The organism is Novosphingobium sp. ZW T3_23 (genome assembly GCF_044987305.1).
Lineage (GTDB): Bacteria > Pseudomonadota > Alphaproteobacteria > Sphingomonadales > Sphingomonadaceae > Novosphingobium.
The window spans coordinates 13,160-31,021 of record NZ_JBJDRF010000029.1 but is presented as its reverse complement, the minus strand read 5'-3'; the positions used below and the strand labels follow the sequence as shown (position 1 = coordinate 31,021).

General features: G+C 65.0%; 20 protein-coding genes and 1 tRNA gene. 14 read left to right on the top strand and 7 right to left on the bottom strand.

The window, feature by feature from the left end; translation table 11 throughout:
- Window positions 1–45 precede the first annotated feature (45 nt).
- Entirely contained in the window at window positions 46–975 is a 930-nt protein-coding gene (locus ACI3K3_RS15345; RefSeq protein ID WP_404915141.1) for a cation diffusion facilitator family transporter, read from the bottom strand.
- Window positions 976–983: 8 nt separating this feature from the next.
- A complete protein-coding gene (pdxH, locus tag ACI3K3_RS15340; RefSeq protein ID WP_404915139.1) occupies window positions 984–1,601 on the bottom strand; it encodes a pyridoxamine 5'-phosphate oxidase in 618 nt (205 codons plus the stop codon).
- A gap of 162 nt (window positions 1,602–1,763) precedes the next feature.
- On the opposite strand from pdxH, the gene ACI3K3_RS15335 reads away from it, so the two are divergent.
- The 7 genes from ACI3K3_RS15335 to ACI3K3_RS15305 all read left to right on the top strand — a co-directional run bounded on the left by ACI3K3_RS15335 (window position 1,764) and on the right by ACI3K3_RS15305 (window position 10,871).
- Window positions 1,764–2,744: a DnaJ C-terminal domain-containing protein gene (locus ACI3K3_RS15335; protein WP_404915137.1), complete on the top strand. Its 981-nt coding sequence runs from the start codon at window positions 1,764–1,766 to the stop codon at window positions 2,742–2,744.
- Between the two features lie 184 nt (window positions 2,745–2,928).
- The gene (locus tag ACI3K3_RS15330) at window positions 2,929–3,861 is read left to right on the top strand and encodes a YihY/virulence factor BrkB family protein (protein ID WP_404915203.1); all 933 of its coding nucleotides are present in this window, start codon (window positions 2,929–2,931) and stop codon (window positions 3,859–3,861) included.
- Window positions 3,858–4,661, top strand: a complete 804-nt coding sequence (gene fabI / locus ACI3K3_RS15325; RefSeq protein ID WP_404915135.1) for an enoyl-ACP reductase FabI — start codon at window positions 3,858–3,860, stop codon at window positions 4,659–4,661. Before ACI3K3_RS15330 ends, fabI begins: the two co-directional genes overlap by 4 nt.
- A gap of 332 nt (window positions 4,662–4,993) precedes the next feature.
- Window positions 4,994–5,731 carry an ImuA family protein gene (locus tag ACI3K3_RS15320; RefSeq protein WP_404915133.1) on the top strand — a complete coding sequence of 246 codons (738 nt, stop codon included), beginning with the start codon at window positions 4,994–4,996 and terminating at the stop codon, window positions 5,729–5,731.
- Window positions 5,619–7,163, top strand: coding sequence for a Y-family DNA polymerase (locus ACI3K3_RS15315; protein ID WP_404915131.1), 1,545 nt, complete (start codon window positions 5,619–5,621; stop codon window positions 7,161–7,163). Before ACI3K3_RS15320 ends, ACI3K3_RS15315 begins: the two co-directional genes overlap by 113 nt.
- Window positions 7,160–10,477 (top strand): error-prone DNA polymerase, encoded by a 3,318-nt coding sequence (locus ACI3K3_RS15310; RefSeq protein ID WP_404915129.1) that lies wholly within the window; start codon window positions 7,160–7,162, stop codon window positions 10,475–10,477. Before ACI3K3_RS15315 ends, ACI3K3_RS15310 begins: the two co-directional genes overlap by 4 nt.
- Window positions 10,478–10,556: 79 nt before the next feature.
- Entirely contained in the window at window positions 10,557–10,871 is a 315-nt protein-coding gene (locus ACI3K3_RS15305; protein WP_404915127.1) for a TM2 domain-containing protein, read from the top strand.
- 86 nt (window positions 10,872–10,957) lie between these two features.
- Here ACI3K3_RS15305 and ACI3K3_RS15300 read toward each other — a convergent pair.
- Window positions 10,958–11,034: transfer RNA gene (locus tag ACI3K3_RS15300), tRNA-Arg, on the bottom strand.
- Between the two features lie 159 nt (window positions 11,035–11,193).
- Between ACI3K3_RS15300 and ACI3K3_RS15295 the strand changes: the two genes are divergently transcribed.
- Window positions 11,194–11,691, top strand: a complete 498-nt coding sequence (locus ACI3K3_RS15295) for an MmcB family DNA repair protein (RefSeq protein ID WP_404915125.1) — start codon at window positions 11,194–11,196, stop codon at window positions 11,689–11,691.
- Window positions 11,692–11,743: 52 nt separating this feature from the next.
- Here the strand turns inward: ACI3K3_RS15295 and ACI3K3_RS15290 are convergent, their stop codons facing one another.
- From ACI3K3_RS15290 to ACI3K3_RS15275, 4 genes are all read right to left on the bottom strand, one after another.
- Window positions 11,744–12,271 (bottom strand): hypothetical protein, encoded by a 528-nt coding sequence (locus tag ACI3K3_RS15290; RefSeq protein ID WP_404915123.1) that lies wholly within the window; start codon window positions 12,269–12,271, stop codon window positions 11,744–11,746.
- Between the two features lie 239 nt (window positions 12,272–12,510).
- Window positions 12,511–13,308, bottom strand: a complete 798-nt coding sequence (locus ACI3K3_RS15285; RefSeq protein WP_404915121.1) for a bifunctional sulfur carrier protein/thiazole synthase protein — start codon at window positions 13,306–13,308, stop codon at window positions 12,511–12,513.
- Between the two features lie 55 nt (window positions 13,309–13,363).
- The gene (gene thiS, locus ACI3K3_RS15280) at window positions 13,364–13,576 is read right to left on the bottom strand and encodes a sulfur carrier protein ThiS (protein ID WP_404915119.1); all 213 of its coding nucleotides are present in this window, start codon (window positions 13,574–13,576) and stop codon (window positions 13,364–13,366) included.
- Between the two features lie 82 nt (window positions 13,577–13,658).
- Entirely contained in the window at window positions 13,659–14,030 is a 372-nt protein-coding gene (locus tag ACI3K3_RS15275) for a MerC domain-containing protein (RefSeq protein WP_404915117.1), read from the bottom strand.
- Between the two features lie 112 nt (window positions 14,031–14,142).
- Between ACI3K3_RS15275 and ACI3K3_RS15270 the strand changes: the two genes are divergently transcribed.
- From ACI3K3_RS15270 to ACI3K3_RS15245, 6 genes are all read left to right on the top strand, one after another.
- Entirely contained in the window at window positions 14,143–15,231 is a 1,089-nt protein-coding gene (locus ACI3K3_RS15270) for a COX15/CtaA family protein (RefSeq protein ID WP_404915115.1), read from the top strand.
- Complete coding sequence (gene cutA / locus ACI3K3_RS15265) at window positions 15,228–15,560, top strand: divalent-cation tolerance protein CutA (RefSeq protein WP_404915113.1); 333 nt, start codon at window positions 15,228–15,230, stop codon at window positions 15,558–15,560. Before ACI3K3_RS15270 ends, cutA begins: the two co-directional genes overlap by 4 nt.
- 154 nt (window positions 15,561–15,714) lie before the next feature.
- The gene (gene rplM, locus ACI3K3_RS15260) at window positions 15,715–16,194 is read left to right on the top strand and encodes a 50S ribosomal protein L13 (RefSeq protein WP_054442085.1); all 480 of its coding nucleotides are present in this window, start codon (window positions 15,715–15,717) and stop codon (window positions 16,192–16,194) included.
- A complete protein-coding gene (rpsI, locus tag ACI3K3_RS15255; RefSeq protein ID WP_404915111.1) occupies window positions 16,194–16,715 on the top strand; it encodes a 30S ribosomal protein S9 in 522 nt (173 codons plus the stop codon). Before rplM ends, rpsI begins: the two co-directional genes overlap by 1 nt.
- Before the next feature lie 212 nt (window positions 16,716–16,927).
- Window positions 16,928–17,299 carry a PadR family transcriptional regulator gene (locus tag ACI3K3_RS15250; RefSeq protein WP_404915109.1) on the top strand — a complete coding sequence of 124 codons (372 nt, stop codon included), beginning with the start codon at window positions 16,928–16,930 and terminating at the stop codon, window positions 17,297–17,299.
- Complete coding sequence (locus tag ACI3K3_RS15245; protein WP_404915107.1) at window positions 17,289–17,855, top strand: DUF1700 domain-containing protein; 567 nt, start codon at window positions 17,289–17,291, stop codon at window positions 17,853–17,855. The genes ACI3K3_RS15250 and ACI3K3_RS15245 overlap by 11 nt, the downstream gene beginning before the upstream one ends.
- Window positions 17,856–17,862: the final 7 nt, after the last annotated feature.

Here is a 17,862-nt window from a genome sequence, read left to right as displayed (position 1 = left end):
CAAGTTCAGGATGACGGGATGGACCGTGCGAACGTGCCCAGCCCCTCAATCCAGCGAGACCCGGATTGGCGGCAACACGTCCACCCCGGCCGCGCCGGCTTCGTCCACCAATCCTTCGGGATCGGGATGAATCAGAATCTCCGTATCCGGAAACTCAGCCGCCAGCCGGTGTTCCAACTCGTCCATCACTCGATGGGCCTCGCGCACGGTCATTTCGGGATCGACCCAGACGTGGAACTGCACGAAGTCCCGGTTTCCCGAAGTGCGCGTGCGCATGTCGTGAACGCCGGTGATGTCGGGGTGGCGGGCTAGCACCTGGAGGAAACGGTCCTTTTTCTCCTGCGGCCACTCATGATCCATCAACTGGTCGAACACGTCCTGCGAGGCATTCCAGGCACCCCAGCCCAGCCAGGCCGCGATGCCCAGCCCGAACAGCGGGTCCGCCCCTTTCAGCCCGGCATACTGGTCCAGCACCAGCGCCACGATCACCGCCACGTTGAGCAGGAGGTCGGACTGGTAATGGACGCTGTCGGTCTGGATGGCGATGCTGCCGGTCTTGCGCACCACATGGCGCTGCCAGGCCACCAGCCCCAGGGTCAGAGCGATCGCCACCCCGGAAACGGCGATGCCGCTTGTCGCGCTCTCCACCCGGCTGCCGGCGAGGAACTCCTCGACGGCGCGGCTGGCGATGGCGAGCGCCGAGATCGAGATCAGCACGATCTGGAACATCGCCGCGATCGCCTCGGCCTTGCCGTGGCCGAAGCGATGCTTGTCGTCCGCCGGCTGCGCCGCGATCCACACGCCCAGCAGCGTCGCCACGCTGGCCACCAGGTCCAGCGTCGTATCGGCCAGGCTGCCGAGCATCGCCGTAGAGCCGGTGGACCATGCCGCCCAGCCCTTCAGGCCGAGCAGCACCACGGCCACGCCGATGCTGGCGAAAGCGGCGCTGCGGGTGAGATGGGCGTGTTCGTGCAAGATCGGGCTCAGGGATAGAGCAGCGAGCTGACCCAGCCGCCGGGCGCATCGTTATGACGCACGAAGCGGCGGCGTTCGTGAAGGCGATAAGGCCGGTCCTGCCAGAACTCGATGGCGGCGGGCACCACGCGGTAGCCGGTCCAGTGGGCGGGACGCTCTATCTCGCCCTCGCCGAAGCGGCTGCGGACATCCTCGTAGCGGGCCAGGAAGGTCTCGCGGCTGTCGAGCAGGGCCGACTGGTCGGAAGCGACCGCGCCAAGCTGCGAATCGCGGGCCCGCGAATGGAAATAGGCGTCCGCCTCCTCAGGCGTGACCGGCGTCAGCTCGCCCTCGATCCGGATCTGGCGGCGCAGGCTCTTCCAGTGGAACAGCAGGGCGACGTGCGGGTTGGAGGCGATTTCCTGCCCCTTGCGGCTGTGGCCATTGGTGTAGAACACGAAGCCCTCGGGGCCGTAGCCCTTGAGCAGGACCATGCGGACCGACGGCAGTCCATCCGGCGTGGCGGTGGCCAGCGCCATGGCGTTCGAATCGTTGGGCTCGGCCTCTCGCGCCTCGTCGTACCAGGTCTTGAACAGGGCGAAGGGATCGCCGTGGGGGATGACTTCGCGGGCCTGTTCAGCTTCCATCTTCGCTTCCTGAAATGCCTGCCCTGATGCTCTCCACCGAAAACTGCCGATATCCCGACAATTCCCGATGGCATTCGGGCACATGGCCGGTGCATAGACGCGCCGCCGGGAGGAGGAAAGCACAGCTTGCCGTTCGGCCCGTCCACACCTAGCTAGGATGCCATGGCAGCAGACCCTTATTCCACCCTTGGCGTATCGCGCACGGCCAGCGAGAAGGACATCAAGTCCGCCTATCGCAAGCTGGCGAAGGAACTTCACCCCGATACCAACAAGGACAACCCCAAGGCGGCGGAGCGCTTCTCCGAGGTCGCCGGCGCCTATGACCTGCTTTCCGACAAGGACAAGCGGGCCCGGTTCGATCGCGGAGAGATCGATGCCGAAGGCAATCCGATGGGCTTCGGCGGCGGCAGCGGCGGCTTCGGTGGAGCCGGGTTCGGCTCCGGCCCCGGCGGACAGCGTGGCTTTTCGGGCGGGTTCGGCGGCAACGACGGCATCGACCTGGAAGACCTGTTTGGCGGCATCTTCGGCGGCGGCAACCAGCGCGGCGCCGGAGGATTCGGCGGCATGGGCGGAAGTGCCGGAATGGGCGGGGGAATGGGAGGTGGTCGCGGCCGCGCCGCCCCGCGCGGCGGCAACGTGAACTACCGGCTCTCCGTTCCCCTCACCGATGCGGCCGAACTGAAGCCGCAGCGTATCACCCTGTCGGACGGCAAGACGATCGATCTCAAGCTGCCGAACGGGCTTGAGGACGGCACGCAGATGCGCCTCGCCGGCAAGGGCGAAGTTGGGCCCGGCGGTGCGGGCGATGCCATCGTCACCATCCAGATCCAGCCGCACGCGTTCTTCCGCCAGGATGGCGACGACTTGCGCGTGGACCTGCCGATCACTCTCGACGAGGCGCTGAGCGGCGCCAAGGTCAAGGCACCGACCGCCGCAGGCGCGGTCATGCTCTCGGTTCCGGCCGGCGCCAGTTCGGGCAAAGTGCTTCGCCTCAAGGGGCGCGGCATGGTCCGCAAGGACGGCAGCCGGGGCGATCTGCTGATCACTCTCCAGATCGTGCTCCCCGAGAACGACGCCGATCTCGCCAAGCGGCTGGACGGGTGGAAGGATCCGCGCGACGTTCGGGCAAAACTGGGAATCTGACGGGAGGGGCGACGATGGTCACCCGGTTCGCCCTCTCCCGATTTTCCCCGGATTTGAACATTCTGCCCGCACCGCCTATTTCCCTCCGGTGAAAGCCGAACTCCCTAGCGAAGCGCCTGCCGCGATAACGCCGGAAGACCGGCGCCGGGCGGCGCTGCGCTGGCAGGAGATGAACTGGCAGGAGATGCAGGACCGGCTTCCCCTGCCCGATCCCTCCGGCCGCGCCTATCTCGTGGTCAAGCGCGTGATCGCCGGGACCTGGGAAGACGGCTTCATCCACGCCGGCAACTTCGCCTACATGACGATCGTCGCGCTGTTTCCCTTCTTCATCGCCCTTGCCGCCATCTATTCGGCGCTGGGCGAGCAAGGCCAGCTCGAAAGCGCGATCGACGCGGTGCTCAACTCGCTGCCGCCCCGTGTGGAGGAATCCCTCGCTCCAGTGGCCCGCGATGCCGTGGCCGCGCGGCACGGCTGGCTGCTGTGGGTCGGCGGCGTGCTGGGGCTGTGGACGGCGACCAGCCTGATAGAGACCATCCGAGACATCCTGCACCGCGCCTACGGCACCACCAAGACTCTGAAATTCTGGAGAAACCGGCTGGCATCCACCGGATTGATCTTCGGATCGGTGCTGCTGCTGCTGCTCTCGCTCTCCTCGCAGGTGCTGATCTCGGTGATCGAGGAAGTGCTGCTGACCCTGTTCCCGGCCCTCAAGGCCTTCAACTACCAGATCGGCATTTCGCGCGGCATATCCGCGGCCACCCTGTTCGCCTCGCTCTATGCGCTGTTTTTCCTGCTGACACCCTCGCGCTACCAGGGCCGCCGCTATCCAAAGTGGCCGGGTCCGCTGCTTGTTGCCGGATGGTGGCTGGGAGCTGCATGGGTGCTGCCGAAAGTGTTGCGCAATTTCATCGCTTACGATTTGACGTACGGAAGTCTCGCCGGAGTGATGATCGCGCTTTTCTTTTTCTGGGTAGTCGGACTAGGGATGGTCGCGGGCGCGGAACTCAACGCCGCCCTTACCGTCAGTCCCGAGGAGCAGGAGATGCTTGCCGGGGGCCCGGACGGGAAAAGCAGCACCGCTGCACAGAACAACGAAGTACAGGAAGAACAAGAATGACCGGTCTGATGCAGGGTAAACGCGGCCTGATCATGGGCCTTGCCAACGACAAGTCCCTGGCCTGGGGCATCGCGAAGAAGCTGCACGAACAGGGCGCGGAACTGGCCTTCTCCTATCAGGGCGAAGCACTGGAGAAGCGCGTGAAGCCGCTGGCCGAAAGCCTCGGCAGCGATTTCCTCATCGATTGCGACGTTTCCGACATGGCCGCGCTGGACGGCGCCTTCGAAAAGCTGGCGGACCGCTGGCCGACGATCGACTTCGTCGTCCACGCCATCGGCTTCTCGGACAAGAACGAGCTGCGCGGCAAGTACGTGGACACCAGCCTCGACAATTTCCTGATGACGATGAACATCTCGGCCTACAGCCTCGTCGCCGTCACCAAGCGCGCGGCGGCGATGATGCCGGAAGGCGGATCGATCCTGACGCTGACCTATTATGGCGCGGAAAAGGTCGTCCCCCACTACAACGTCATGGGTGTGGCCAAGGCGGCGCTCGAAGCCTCGGTGATGTATCTCGCCAACGATCTCGGCCCGCAGAACATTCGCGTGAACGCGATCTCGGCCGGTCCGATCAAGACCCTGGCCGCCAGCGGCATCGGCGATTTCCGCTACATCCTGAAGTGGAACGAGCTGAACTCACCGCTGCGCCGCAACGTCACCATCGACGATGTCGGCGGCTCGGGCCTCTACTTCCTCTCGGACCTCTCCTCGGGCGTCACCGGCGAGACCCACCATGTCGACGCGGGCTACCACCTCGTCGGCATGAAGCAGGAAGACGCGCCGGACATTGCGCTGAGCTGATCGACGCAATCTGGATGGAAAAGGGGCCGGGAGGAAACTTCCGGCCCTTTTTTCGTGCTGGTCAAAGACCCACACTCCCCCTTCACCCTGAACTTGTTTCAGGATCCATCGCTGACCATCAACGGCAGTCCGATCGGCAAAATGGATCCTGAGCCGAGGGCCAGCGCAGCTAAACAAGTTCAGGATGACGTTGATTTTCAACGGATGTCCTGGGCCGAAACACGAGCCCTTTCCAGATTTCCGACATACAGGATGAGAGTAACCCACAGCCGAATCCCTGCCTGATCCAGACTCAAATTGCATGGGACAAGAATAGAACATAAAAGGAACATATGTTCGATTCGAGTCGCCTCAAACGTGCAGCGAGTCTCGTCCAGCCCTCTCTGGAAGGCTGGCCGGATGTGCCGTTGCAACAGGACGGTGTCCACGAATTCTACGCCACTCAAAGTGGAGACGGCGCCGCGCTTGCTCTGGCGCTGCTCTGCGCGATCCAGGGGCGCAAGGCCGGAGAGCCGTTGCTCTGGCTGAGGCTGGCCAAAGGAAAACAGGCCCGGCAGCGTCCCTATGCGCCCGGCCTTGCCGAACTGGGCCTGGATCCCGCCACGATGGTGCTGATGCGCCTGCCCGACCTCCAGAGCCTGCTGCGCGCGGGCATCGACTGCGTTCGCCATGGCAGCGCCGGGGCGGTGGTGATGGAGATGGACGGCCGCGCCCCGGCTTTCGACCTTACCGCCTCCCGGCGCCTCGCCCTGGCGGCGGAGCAGAGCGGCACCATGGTCATGATCGTACGCAGCGGCGCAGACCCCGCACCCAGCGCCGCGCACACCCGCTGGCAGGTCGCCAGCGCGCCTTCGGTCCCCCTGCCCGCGAATGCGCCGGGCGGACCGGTCTTCGACGTGACCCTGCTGCGCCGGCGCGGCGGGCGCGATGGACTCAACCTGCAACTGGAATGGGATCGTGAGCGCACCGCCTTCCAAGACCCAACACTTGGGCGTGCGCCGCTACCTGGCGGTAACCCTGCCCTTCCTGCCGTCCGAACGGGCGATGCGGGAAGGCGCAGCGCCGCCTGACGCGGCTTTCGCCCTCATCGCCAAGCAGCGCGGGGCGCAGCGCATCATGGCGCTGTCTCCCGCCGCGCTCTCGCTCGGCCTTTCGGCAGGCATGATGCTGGCGGACGCGCGCGCGCAAGAGCCCGATCTCGCCGCCCTGGAACACTGCCCCGAAGCCGACCACGCCCTGCTCCTGCGCCTGGCCGAAGCCTGCGAACGCTATACCCCGACCGTCGCCCCCCAAGGCGACGACGCCCTGGTGCTGGACCTCACCGGCTGCCTCGACATCCTGGCCATGGACGAAGGCGAGGTCCGGGACGATCTCGTCGCCCGGCTTTCCCGGCTGGGTTTCCGCCCGCTGACGGCCTGCGCCGGCACGCCCGATGCCGCCCTCGCCCTCGCCCGCTTCGGCAAGCGCTCCGTGCGCGAACTGCCGGTGGCCGCGCTGGGGCTCGAAGGCGATGCCCACCTCGCCCTCGGGCGCGCCGGGCTGCGTACCATAGGCCAGCTTGCCGACCGGCCACGCGCGCCCCTCGCGGCGCGGTTCGGCAAGGCCATGTCGATCGCGCTCGCCCATCTGCTGGAAGAGCAGGACCGGCGCATCACCCCGCATCGCGCCCTGCCCCCGATCTGGGTGGAGCAGCGCTTCGCCGAGCCGATGGCCACGGTCAAACCGCTGCTCGGCGTGATCGAATGGCTGGCGGGACAGGCGCGCGACCTGCTCGTGGCGCGCGGACGCGGCGGGCGCCGCTACGAAGTCTCGCTGTTCCGCACCGACGGTCATGTCGCCCGGCTGGCCATCGACAGCGGGTTGCCGCTGCGCGAACCCGCCGATGTCGCGCGGCTGTTTCGCGAGCGCATCGAATCGCTTTCCGACCCGCTCGATCCGGGCTTCGGCTACGATCTCCTGCGCCTGTCCGTTCCCCTGCACGAAGACGTGTTGGAAGGGCAGGATCGGCTGGACGAGAAGGATTCCGGCAGGCCCGACCTCGCCCCTTTGCTAGACCGCCTGCAAGTCCGCTTCGGCGCCGAATGCCTCCACCGCTTCGCCCCGCGCGACGAGCACTTGCCGGAATATGCCGATCGGCTCGTCCCGGCCGCGTCCCGGCCCCAGTCCCGACCTGATTCATGGCCCCAGCCGGAAGCGGGCGAGCCGCCCTTGCGCCCGCTGTTCCTGTTCGAGCCGCCCCAGCCGGTCACCGTGCTGGCCGAAGTGCCCGACGGCCCGCCGCGCCGGTTCGGCTGGCAAGGCAGGCAACACCGGGTGGTGCGCCAGGAAGGCCCCGAACGCCTCGCCTATCCCTGGTGGAAGACTGTCGAGGCCACCGGCCCCACGCGCGACTACTACCGGATCGAGGACGAGGACGGCCGCCGCTTCTGGCTGTTCCGCCATGGCCTCTACGGCAGCGAGAAAGCCGATCCGCGCTGGTATCTCCACGGCGTCTTCGCATGAGCGCGCAGGCGCCTGCTTACGTCGAATTCGCGACGACAACCGCCTATTCGTTCCTGCGCGGCGCCAGTACGCCGGGCGCGATGGCGCTCAGGGCCATGGCTCTCGGCCATCCCGGCATCGGCATCGCCGACCGCAATACCGTGTCCGGCGTAGCCCGCGCCCTCGCCGCGCTGCGCCAGTTCGCGGAAAAGAAAAAAGCGGAAAGACAAGGGCCAGAGCAAGAAGCAGAGGATGACGACGAAGAAGACGAAGAGGGTACCCTCAAATTCCGCCTGATGGTCGGCGCACGACTGGTCTTCGCTGACGATACCCCCGAGATTCTCGCTTACCCCACCACCCGCTACGGCTGGGGGCGACTCACCCGCCTGCTCACCACCGGAAACCTGCGCACCACCAAGGGCAACTGCGTGCTGCATCTCGACGACCTGCTCGAATTTCTGGAGGACATGCAGCTAATCGTTGACCCCAGCAAAACCCGGCCTGCCCCAGACGAGATGTTGCGCCGACTCTCCGATGCCGCCCCCGGCAAAGTCTGGCTGGGCGCGACGATGCTGCGTCAGGGCCGCGATGCCCGCCGCCTCGCGGCCTTGCGCGAGCAGGCAGCCGTGACCGGCGTGCCGCTGATCGCCATCAACGATGCGCAGTACGACAAGCCGGAAGCGCGCCCCCTGCACGACGTCATGACCGCGATCCGGGAAAAGACCACGGTGCAGGCCGCCGGTCGTCGCCTCGCGGCCAATGCCGAACGATACCTGAAACCCGCCGCCGAAATGGCCCGCCTCTTCACCGCCGCCCCCGAAGCCATCGCCGCCACCGAAGACTTCATGAACGGCATCGCCTTCAAGCTGGAAGACCTGAGCTATACCTATCCTCACGAGCCGGTTCCCTATGGCTATACCCCGCAGGGCTGGCTGACCGAACTCGTCTGGAGCCGGGCAAGCGATCTCTATCCTCAAGGCATTCCCGACAAGCTGACCAGGCTGCTCACCGGCGAACTGGAGATCATCGGCCAGCAGGACTACGCCGCCTATTTCCTGACAGTTCATGACATCGTTCATTGGGCGCTATCGAAGGGCATCCTCTGTCAGGGGCGAGGTTCTGCCGCGAACTCCGCAGTCTGCTTCGTGCTCGGCATCACCGCCGTCGATCCCGTGAAGAACACCCTGCTGTTCTCCCGCTTCATCTCTACCGAGCGCAAGGAACCGCCGGATATCGACGTCGATTTCGAGCACGAACGGCGCGAGGAGGTGATGCAGTACATCTACAAGCGCTATGGCCGCGAGCGGGCCGGGATCGCCGCCACGGTCATCCACTACCGCTCGCGCAGCGCCGCCCGCGATACCGGCAAGGCCCTGGGCCTGAGCGAGGACGTGACCGCCCGGCTCGCCAGCACCGTCTGGGGCAGCCATGCCGCGAAATACGACCGCAACCGCTGCCTCGAAGCCGGACTCGATCCCGACAACCCGACGATCGCGCGGGTGAATCGCTTCACCGAGGCGATTCTGGAGTTCCCCCGCCACCTTTCTCAGCATGTCGGCGGCTTCGTGCTGACTCAGGACCGGCTCGACGAAACCGTGCCGATTCATCACGCGGCTATGGAGGACCGCACTTTCATCGAATGGGACAAGGACGACATCGACACGATCGGCCTGATGAAAGTCGATATTCTGGCGCTCGGCATGCTGACCTGCATCGGCAAGGCCTTCAAAATGATCGAGACCCACATCGGCCGCCAGTATCAGCTGAACTCGGTGCCGGGGGACGAGGAAGATCCCGAGGACAATCCTCCGCACGTTCGCGAAGTCTACGAAATGCTCCAGCGCGGCGACAGCATCGGCATCTTTCAGGTCGAAAGCCGCGCCCAGATGAACATGTTGCCGCGTTTGAAGCCAAAGGAATTCTACGACCTTGTGATTCAGGTCGCCATCGTCCGGCCCGGGCCGATTCAGGGCAACATGGTGCATCCCTATCTTCGCCGCAGGCAGGGAATCGAGAGGGTGGAATTTCCTTCTCCCGCCCCGCCCCATGACCCCAAGGAACTCCACGAGGTACTCGGCAAGACAAAGGGCGTTCCCCTGTTCCAGGAGCAGGCGATGAGGCTGGCGATCACCGCCGCGAACTTTTCCGATTCCGAAGCCAACCAGCTCCGCCGCGCCATGGCGACCTTCCGCAATGTCGGCACGATCGGCTCGCTCCATAGCAAGATGGTGGGCGGCATGGTCGCGCGCGGTTACGAAAAGGAATTTGCCGAACGCTGCTTCCAGCAGATCAAGGGCTTCGGCAGCTACGGCTTCCCGGAAAGCCACGCCCTCGCCTTTGCAAGGCTGGTCTGGGTCTCGGCCTATATCAAGCACCATTATCCGGCCGTCTTCGCTGCCGCCCTGCTCAATTCGCAGCCCATGGGCTTCTACGCCCCGGCGCAGATCGTGCGCTGCGCGCAGGAGCACGGCGTGGAGGTTCGCGCCATCGATGTGGGCCATAGCGAATGGGACTGCACTCTGGAACGGAACGAAAAAGGCCTGCTCGCGCTGCGCCTGGGGCTGCGCCAGATCCACGGTTTCCGCGAAGACTGGGCCGAAAAGATCAAGGACCACCGCCCCTACACCAATCTCGAAGACCTCGCCCGCCGCGCCGAACTGCCGCAGCGCGCGCTCAATCTGCTGGCCGATGCCGACGCCTTGCGCTCGCTCGGCCTCGACCGGCGCGAGGGCCTGTGGGAAGCGCGCCGCACGCCCAGCGGCGAACTCCCCCTCTTCGCCGCCGCCCGCGCGCGCGAACTGGGCGAGGAGCCCCCGGCCGCCCTGCCCGCCATGCCGCTGTCGGAACAAGTGGCGGCGGACTACCAGACCACCCGCCTGTCCCTGAAGGCGCATCCGATGGACTTCCTGCGCCCCGTCTTCGCGGCGGAAGGCGTGCTGAGCTGTGCCGAACTCGCGCAGGCCAAGGCAGGCAAACGCGTCAAGGTCGCGGGCGTGGTCTTGGTCCGCCAGCGACCGGGAGAGGGCAAGGCGATCTTCGTCACCCTGGAAGACGAAGGCGGCATCGCCAACGTGGTGATCTGGGAAAGGCTGTTCGAGATCTATCGCCGTCCGGTCATGGCCGCGCGGCTGATGGTGGTGGAAGGCCTCGTCCAGCGCAGCCCCGAAGGCGTCATCCACCTCATGGCCCAGCGCATCCACGACAGGACGCCGGAACTGGGCCGCCTGTCCGAAGACCACGAGACTCATCCGCAGCTCTCCAACGCCGATGAGGTCGTCCGCCACCATCACCCCCGCAATGTGCGGATCCTGCCCCGCTCACGGGATTTCCATTGACTCAATGTGCAAGAAATTCAGTGATTTTTTAAAGACATGGCAATATCGCATCCCCCTTCTCTTACTGACGGGGGTATCGATGTCCGACAACGGTTCACAAAATGCAGCCATGGCCGGCCTGCTCTATCAGGCGAATGCCAAGTCCACCGGCGTAACCTATCTGCTGTGGTTCTTCCTCGGCGCTCTGGGCGCGCACCGTTTCTATGCCGGAAAGACCGGCAGCGGCATCGTTCAACTGGCGATGTTCCTGGTGGGCTGGGCCACGATCTGGCTGCTCGGCCTGGGCCTGCTGCTGCTGGTGCCGCTGGGCATCTGGGTCCTGATCGACGCCTTCCTGATCCCCGGCTGGCTGCGCGCGTTCAACACCAACCTCGTCCACCGCGTACTCGCCTGAAACACACGGGGCCTGAAGCAACACGGGCGGCACGCAAGCGCCGCCCGGCCAGCGGACCGGAGCAATTCGCCTGAAATTTAGGGAAATGGTGCACCCGACAGGATTCGAACCTGTGGCCTCTGCCTTCGGAGGGCAGCGCTCTATCCAGCTGAGCTACGGGTGCAGTGCTGGGGCGACTAGCAGAGCGTGAGCGGCGTTTCCAGCGCCAAATCCATCCACGACAACATAGGCTTGGGAAAACCTTTCCGAAAAAAGCTCTCAGCCGATCGACATCCGCATGCCGACGGCTTGATAGTTCTCTCTATGTTCCTATTATGCCGCGATGGCCGAAGCTGATTCCTTTCTCTCGCCGCCGCCGCTTTCCTTCGTGGCTACCGATGTAGCGCGTGGAATCGGGCGGCTTTTTGCCCGCAACGACATATGGTGCCTGCCGGAAATGCCGCTGCGTTGCGGCCGCAGGGCAGACCTCATGGGCATCGATGCCAAGGGCCATGTCATCATCGTGGAGATCAAGGTTTCGCGCGCCGATCTGCTCGGCGACGGAAAGTGGACCGACTATCTCGACTATTGCGACCGCTTCTACTGGGGCCTGCCGCCTTCGCTGGACCGCGCCCCGCTCGAAACAGAACCGTTCCTGCCGGACAGGTGCGGCGTGATCGTGGCTGACGGTTACGACGCGGAGATCCTGCGCCCTGCCCCGCTCAGCCAGCTCGCGGCCGCACGCCGCAAGGTGGAAACGGAACGCCTGGCGCGCGCCGCCCTTCGGCGGCTTGTCACGCTGGGCGATCCCCAGACTCAGCAGTGGGGTGGGGAAAGCTGACGGACGATCCGGAGACGCCAAAAAGCTTCGGCGTCCCGGATCGTGCCGAAAGTCACGCGATCTCCTTCTCGATCCATTCCGGATAGAACGACGGCTCCCGTTCAGACCAGCCTGCCGCCGTGGCGGCCGCCTCGCTTATCGAGTGGAGCAGTGTCTTGCGACGGTCGGGGCGAATTTGCGGCAAGGCCGCTGCACCGCAGAATGCGCCGGGCAGCCAGGGCCGCACCCAACCACCGAGCAGGCGTTCGTAAAGAAACCGGAAGGCGGAAAACGATTCGATGCGATCCTGCGCCAGGTCGAACGCCGCGATGTGCACCAGCTTGCCCATGAAAGCCGTGATATCGTCGAACCCGAATTCGTCGGGCCGCATATCCCGCAGTTCCGCCAGATCGCCGTAGGCATCGTACTGCTTTCGGATCGAGGTGGCCTCAACGCCGTCACGCGCCCAGAGACCGAGCGCGTCCTGCCGGCCAAGCCCTACGTCAAGGCTGCGGCGGATATAGCGCTGTTCGCAGGGGGTGAAGCTGGCGAACTCCCGCAGTTCGCTGATGGTGATAGTGGCCTTTCCCGTGTGAGTCATGGTCCTGATCCTCGTGACACGGAAGGACTATCCTCCCTGTCACTAAAACCAATTTCTGCCACATCGGTTGCTACAGCCTTAACTGCGCAAAGGTTTGTGTCCGATATTCCCGGTAAGATTCGCGCAGGATTTCAATTCGGGACAGCTTCGATAACGCCCTGGCGGCGCTTTTTCGGCCGGGATCGGCTCTCGCGGGAAGATCGAGAGGCCGACCGCCGGCCATCGTCAGGCAAAAATTTTCAGATGAGACCGGCCAGCGGGCTGGACGGATCGGCGTAGCGGCGCTGGGCCATACGTCCGGCGAGGTAGGCATCGCGCCCCGCCGCCACCGCCAACTTCATCGCGCGGGCCATCCGGATCGGATCGCGTGCCTCGGCTATGGCCGTGTTCATCAGCACCCCATCGCAACCCAATTCCATCGCCACGGCGGCTTCCGAAGCGGTGCCCACGCCTGCATCGACCAGGACCGGCACCTTGGCGCCCTCCACGATCAGCCGCACGGTGACCTTGTTCTGGATGCCCAGTCCCGAACCGATCGGCGCGCCCAGCGGCATCACCGCCACGGCGCCGGCTTCTTCAAGCTGTTTGGCCGCGATCGGATCGTCCACGCAGTAGACCATCGGCAGGAAGCCTTCGTTCGCGAGGATTTCCGTAGCCTTCAGCGTCTCGCGCATGTCGGGATAGAGCGTGCGCGCCTCGCCCAGAACTTCCAGCTTCACCAGATCCCAGCCGCCCGCTTCGCGCGCCAGGCGCAGGGTGCGGATGGCATCGTCCGCGGTGAAGCACCCGGCGGTATTGGGGAGATAGGTGATCTTCTTCGGATCGATGAAATCCGTCAGCATCGGTGCCTTGGGGTCCGAAACGTTGACCCGGCGCACCGCAACGGTAACGATTTCCGCGCCCGAAGCCTCAACCGCAGCCGCGTTCTGCTCGAAATCCTTGTACTTGCCGGTGCCGACGATCAGGCGCGAACGGAAGGTGCGGCCAGCAACAGTCCAGGTATCGGTGGTCGAGGTATCAGCAGCAATATCGGTCAAGGTTCGCGTCCTTTCGGGGAACGGGTAACTCGGAATCTCAGCAGGGCCGGCGATGTCAGCCGCCGCCTACGAAGTGAACGATCTCCAGCACGTCGCCGTCGGACAGCGTAACGTCGGCCAGGGTAGAGCGCGGCGCGATCTCGCCATTATGCTCGACGGCGACCTTCTTGGGGTCGAGCCCGATCCCGGAGACAAGGTCTGCGATCGACGAGCCGAGCGCCACGCGGCGCGGTTCGCCGTTCACGATGAGGGAGAGTTCAGCAGCCATGGGCCGCAGATAGCGCCGGGAATCGATTTGGAAAGTGCCCAATCGGCACTTTCCGGGAAAGTCCCTTCCCCGGAAAGTCCCTTCAATGCGCGCGGTGCAGGTTCCGGATGTGCGCAAGGGCGACCAGCGCGACGCCGACGATCGTCAGGATCGATTCCGCAAGGCCATGGCCTACCGCGATCGCCGCCGCCATGAGCGCCAAGCCGATGCCGCCGACAACCAGCGGTCCGACGCGCCCGTGACGCAGGGCACCGAAGCCCAGCGAAACGATGCCGACCACCAGCGCCAGCGCCAGGCCTATGCGATGAACTTCGGGCGCCAGCAGAACTTCGCCGCCAAGCCCCAGGAATCCCACGAAGAATACGCCGAGCACGCAATGGATCGCGCAAAGACCACTAAGGACGATGCCTGCCCGGTCCAGCCGGTTTCGAATCGCGATGATGGCGGTACGCATGAATGTCCATGTATGTGACGTTGTAACATTCATCAAGCCCCGACCGTGCGAAGAAACATTCGGTCGACGCGCCTCTTGCGCAATTCGTCGCAAGATCGCAGGGATTTGCGCCATGAGAGTTTCAGACGGTCGCCCCATCCTCGGCACAGCCGACGATATCGCCCCCATGGTTCGTTGGCTGCTGATCGTGGCCGCGCTGGTCGTCCTTATCGTCGCGGTCGGGGGAATCACCCGGCTGACCGAGTCCGGGCTGTCGATCACCCAGTGGAAACCGCTGACCGGAGCGATCCCGCCGCTGACCGACGCGCAATGGCAGGCCGAGTTCGCCCGCTACAAGCAGATTCCGCAATATATCGACGTCAACGGACCGGCAGGCATGTCGCTGGCGCAATACAAATTCATCTATTTCTGGGAGTGGGTCCACCGCCTGCTGGCGCGCGTCATCGGCCTGGCCTTCGCGCTGCCGCTCGCGTGGTTCTGGTTCAAGCGCACGATTCCGCTGGGCTACAAGCCGCGCCTGGTCGCACTGCTGGCGCTGGGTGGGCTCCAGGGCGTGGTGGGCTGGTGGATGGTGTCCTCCGGCCTCACCCCGGAGGCGGCAGACCGGGTGAATCACTTCCGCCTCGCCGCGCACCTGCTGGTCGCGCTGACGACGCTGGGCGGCCTCGTCTGGACCGCGCTCGATCTTCGCGAACTGCGCCGCGGGCAGGCTCCGGCGCGGGTGACCCGCTTCAGCGGCGTGGTCCTCGGCATGCTGTTCTTCCAGCTCTTCATGGGCGCAATGGTCGCGGGCCTGCGCTCGGGATACGTCGCGGGCATGGGCTGGTTCAGCATGGACGCCTGGCCGCTCATGCAGGGCACCTTCTTCCCCGAAGGCGTGGAATGGGCGGGCGGCGCGCTTCACGCGCTGGTCAACGATCCCTTCCTCACGCACTTCGTCCATCGCTGGTGGGCCTGGGCGGTCGTCATCGTGCTGGTGGTCATGGGCCGCCGCCTCAAGGCCCGGCATGCCCGCCTGGCATCGATTGCAGTGCATTCCGCCTTCGGCACCCAGGTGCTGCTCGGAATCTTCACCGTGTGGTCTGGCGTGGCGCTGTGGCTGGCCGTGGCGCACCAGCTCTGCGGCGCGCTGCTGGTTGCCGCGACGGTATGGGGCGCCCATTGCCTCGGCCGCCGCGATCAGGTGGGCCTGGGAATGTGAGCGGGGACAGCCAGACCCCTGCCCTCGCCTGGTGTCCCTTCCCGGATGAGCAAAGCGCGCTCTCCGTAGTAGATGCCCTGCTGGATGAGGGCCTTGCCGCCTGCGGTAACCTGCTGCCGGGCATGACCTCCGTCTTCGTCTGGAACGGCGCAAGGGACACCGCCTGCGAATTCGGCCTGCTGGTCAAGACCAATGCCGCGCTGCTGGACCGCGCGGTGGCCCGGTTGGCGGAGCTTCATCCCTATGACGAGCCCGCCGTACTGGGCTGGCGCTGCGATGCCGCGCCGCCGGGCACCGTGTCCTGGCTGGCCGGCATTGCTCCGCTCTAAACTCCTAGCGGTATTATTTTACCTCTCTGGAAAGCCGCAGTCTGCTTGACTTGAAGGCCCAATTCGACGATTTGGCCGCCTTCCCGCGGTGCCGGAGATTCGTGAAAGCGATCGATTCGGCTCCCGCGACCTGAACATTAGGGATAGACCAGCCATGAAGGCGCTTACGAAGGTCACCCGGTCGATCAAGCCGGCCGAGGTGGAAAAGAAGTGGCATCTGATCGATGCCGAGGGTCTGGTGGTTGGCCGTCTCGCGGTCGTCATCGCAGACCTCCTGCGCGGCAAGCACAAGCCGAGCTTCACCCCGCACGTCGATTGCGGCGACCACGTCGTCGTGATCAACGCCGAGAAGGTGAAGTTCACCGGCAAGAAGCTTGGCGACAAGACCTACTACAAGCACACCGGCTACGCCGGCGGCATCAAGGAAGTGACCGCGGACAAGGTTCTCGCCGGTCGTTTCCCCGAGCGCGTGCTTGAAAAGGCTGTAGAGCGCATGATCCCCCGTGGTCCGCTGGGCCGCGACCAGATGCGTGCCCTGCACCTCTACGCCGGCACCGAGCACCCGCACGGTGGCACCCAGCCCGAAGCGCTCGACGTCGCTTCCATGAACCGCAAGAACAAGGTTGGCGCGTAATGTCCGATACTGAAACCGTACAGAGCCTGTCCGACCTCAAGGACCTGGGCGAAGTCGCCGCCGTTGAAACCGCGGAAGAAACCTTCAAGCCCGTCGTGTCGAACGCGCCGCTGCGCGAGCAGCAGCTCGACGCCTACGGCCGCGCCTATGCCACCGGCCGCCGCAAGGACGCCGTGGCCCGCGTGTGGGTGAAGCCCGGCACCGGCAAGGTCATCATCAACGGTCGCGACCAGGAAGTGTACTTTGCACGTCCGACCCTGCGCCTCGTCATCAACCAGACCTTCCAGGTTGCTGGTCGTGACGGCCAGTACGACGTGATCGCCACCGTCAAGGGCGGCGGTCTCTCGGGCCAGGCTGGCGCCGTGAAGCACGGTATCGCCCAGGCTCTCTCGAAGTACGAGCCCGCCCTGCGCGCCGCCGTCAAGGCTGCCGGCTTCCTTACCCGCGACCCGCGCGTCGTCGAGCGTAAGAAGTATGGCCGTGCGAAGGCACGTCGTAGCTTCCAGTTCTCGAAGCGTTAATTCGCTTACCGAGAGCTTCGGCTTTACGAAAAGGGGTCGCGGGAAACCGCGGCCCTTTTTTGTTGTGCGTTTCTCGCCCCTTAACAGAGCGATCACCGCCAGATACCTCTCGTTGCAAGGTATCTGCCAACGCCCTGTATCAATCTTCACAAGGTACCTTGCGTTACACAGTAGCTGTCTATATACACTCCTCATCCGCAGGAGATGACTCGATGTCCGAAATCGAAGTACAGCTGAAGAAGGGAGTGCTCGGTCTTTGCGTGCTCGCTCTGCTGTCGCGGGGGGATAGCTACGCATACGAGATCGCCAGCCGCATGGCCGCCGCGGTCGATATGGGGGAAGGCACGATCTATCCGCTGATGCGCCGCATGCAGTCGGATGGCCTTGTAGCCACCTATCTTGAGGAATCGCCCTCAGGCCCGCCGCGCAAGTATTACCGCATCACCGATACCGGCCGCAGCCGCCTTGCCGAACAGGCAGAGGAATGGCGCGGCTTCACCGCCGCTGTCGACGGATTGCTCGACGGCAGGGTTACCGCACCCGCTGAGAAGCCGACCGAAGAGGAGCCCGGCCATGACGCGTAACGAGTTCATCCGGCGCCTGAAGGCCGGCCTCAAGGGCATGCCGCAGGACGTCGTCGCCGAAATCGTCGCCGACTACGAAGAGCATTTCGAAGCCGGTGCCGCCGAAGGTCGCAACGAACAGGAAGTGGCCGCCGCCCTCGGCGATCCGGGCCGCCTCGCTCGCGAGCTGCGCTTCGAGGCCGGTTTCCGCAACTGGGAAAGCGCGCGTTCGCCCTCGTCGGCCTGGGGCGCGATCCTGGCCTTCATGGGCCTTGCCACGATCGACATTCTGATCCTGATGCCGATCGTGCTGCCGATACTGGGCGTGATGTTCGGCCTCTTCGTCGCCACGCTGGCCGTATTCCTGGCCGGTGGGTTCATCCTGATCGCCGGGCCGTTCAGCGGCTTTCCGGGAGGCGCGCTGGTCGCCATCCTCGGCGGTCTGGGCGCCATGAGCGCCGCCGTGGCGATCGCTGCCCTGCTGACGCTGGTCAGTATCTGGATCATCAACGCCATCATGTGGTTCGGCCGCCTGCACTATCGCGTGCTCGAACCCGCCATCCATCCCGAAGACTGAGAAGCAC

Bases quoted from the DNA above. Each gene is read 5' to 3' on its own strand.
- ACI3K3_RS15330 (WP_404915203.1), top strand. From the start codon at position 2,929: ATGCAGGACCGGCTTCCCCTGCCCGATCCCTCCGGCCGCGCCTATCTC.
- thiS (WP_404915119.1), bottom strand. From the start codon at position 13,576: ATGGCTGCTGAACTCTCCCTCATCGTGAACGGCGAACCGCGCCGCGTG.
- ACI3K3_RS15320 (WP_404915133.1), top strand. From the start codon at position 4,994: ATGTTCGATTCGAGTCGCCTCAAACGTGCAGCGAGTCTCGTCCAGCCC.
- fabI (WP_404915135.1), top strand. From the start codon at position 3,858: ATGACCGGTCTGATGCAGGGTAAACGCGGCCTGATCATGGGCCTTGCC.
- rpsI (WP_404915111.1), top strand. From the start codon at position 16,194: ATGTCCGATACTGAAACCGTACAGAGCCTGTCCGACCTCAAGGACCTG.
- ACI3K3_RS15305 (WP_404915127.1), top strand. From the start codon at position 10,557: ATGTCCGACAACGGTTCACAAAATGCAGCCATGGCCGGCCTGCTCTAT.
- ACI3K3_RS15250 (WP_404915109.1), top strand. From the start codon at position 16,928: ATGTCCGAAATCGAAGTACAGCTGAAGAAGGGAGTGCTCGGTCTTTGC.
- ACI3K3_RS15245 (WP_404915107.1), top strand. From the start codon at position 17,289: ATGACGCGTAACGAGTTCATCCGGCGCCTGAAGGCCGGCCTCAAGGGC.
- ACI3K3_RS15295 (WP_404915125.1), top strand. From the start codon at position 11,194: ATGGCCGAAGCTGATTCCTTTCTCTCGCCGCCGCCGCTTTCCTTCGTG.
- pdxH (WP_404915139.1), bottom strand. From the start codon at position 1,601: ATGGAAGCTGAACAGGCCCGCGAAGTCATCCCCCACGGCGATCCCTTC.
- ACI3K3_RS15270 (WP_404915115.1), top strand. From the start codon at position 14,143: ATGAGAGTTTCAGACGGTCGCCCCATCCTCGGCACAGCCGACGATATC.
- ACI3K3_RS15290 (WP_404915123.1), bottom strand. From the start codon at position 12,271: ATGACTCACACGGGAAAGGCCACTATCACCATCAGCGAACTGCGGGAG.
- ACI3K3_RS15310 (WP_404915129.1), top strand. From the start codon at position 7,160: ATGAGCGCGCAGGCGCCTGCTTACGTCGAATTCGCGACGACAACCGCC.
- ACI3K3_RS15275 (WP_404915117.1), bottom strand. From the start codon at position 14,030: ATGCGTACCGCCATCATCGCGATTCGAAACCGGCTGGACCGGGCAGGC.
- rplM (WP_054442085.1), top strand. From the start codon at position 15,715: ATGAAGGCGCTTACGAAGGTCACCCGGTCGATCAAGCCGGCCGAGGTG.
- ACI3K3_RS15335 (WP_404915137.1), top strand. From the start codon at position 1,764: ATGGCAGCAGACCCTTATTCCACCCTTGGCGTATCGCGCACGGCCAGC.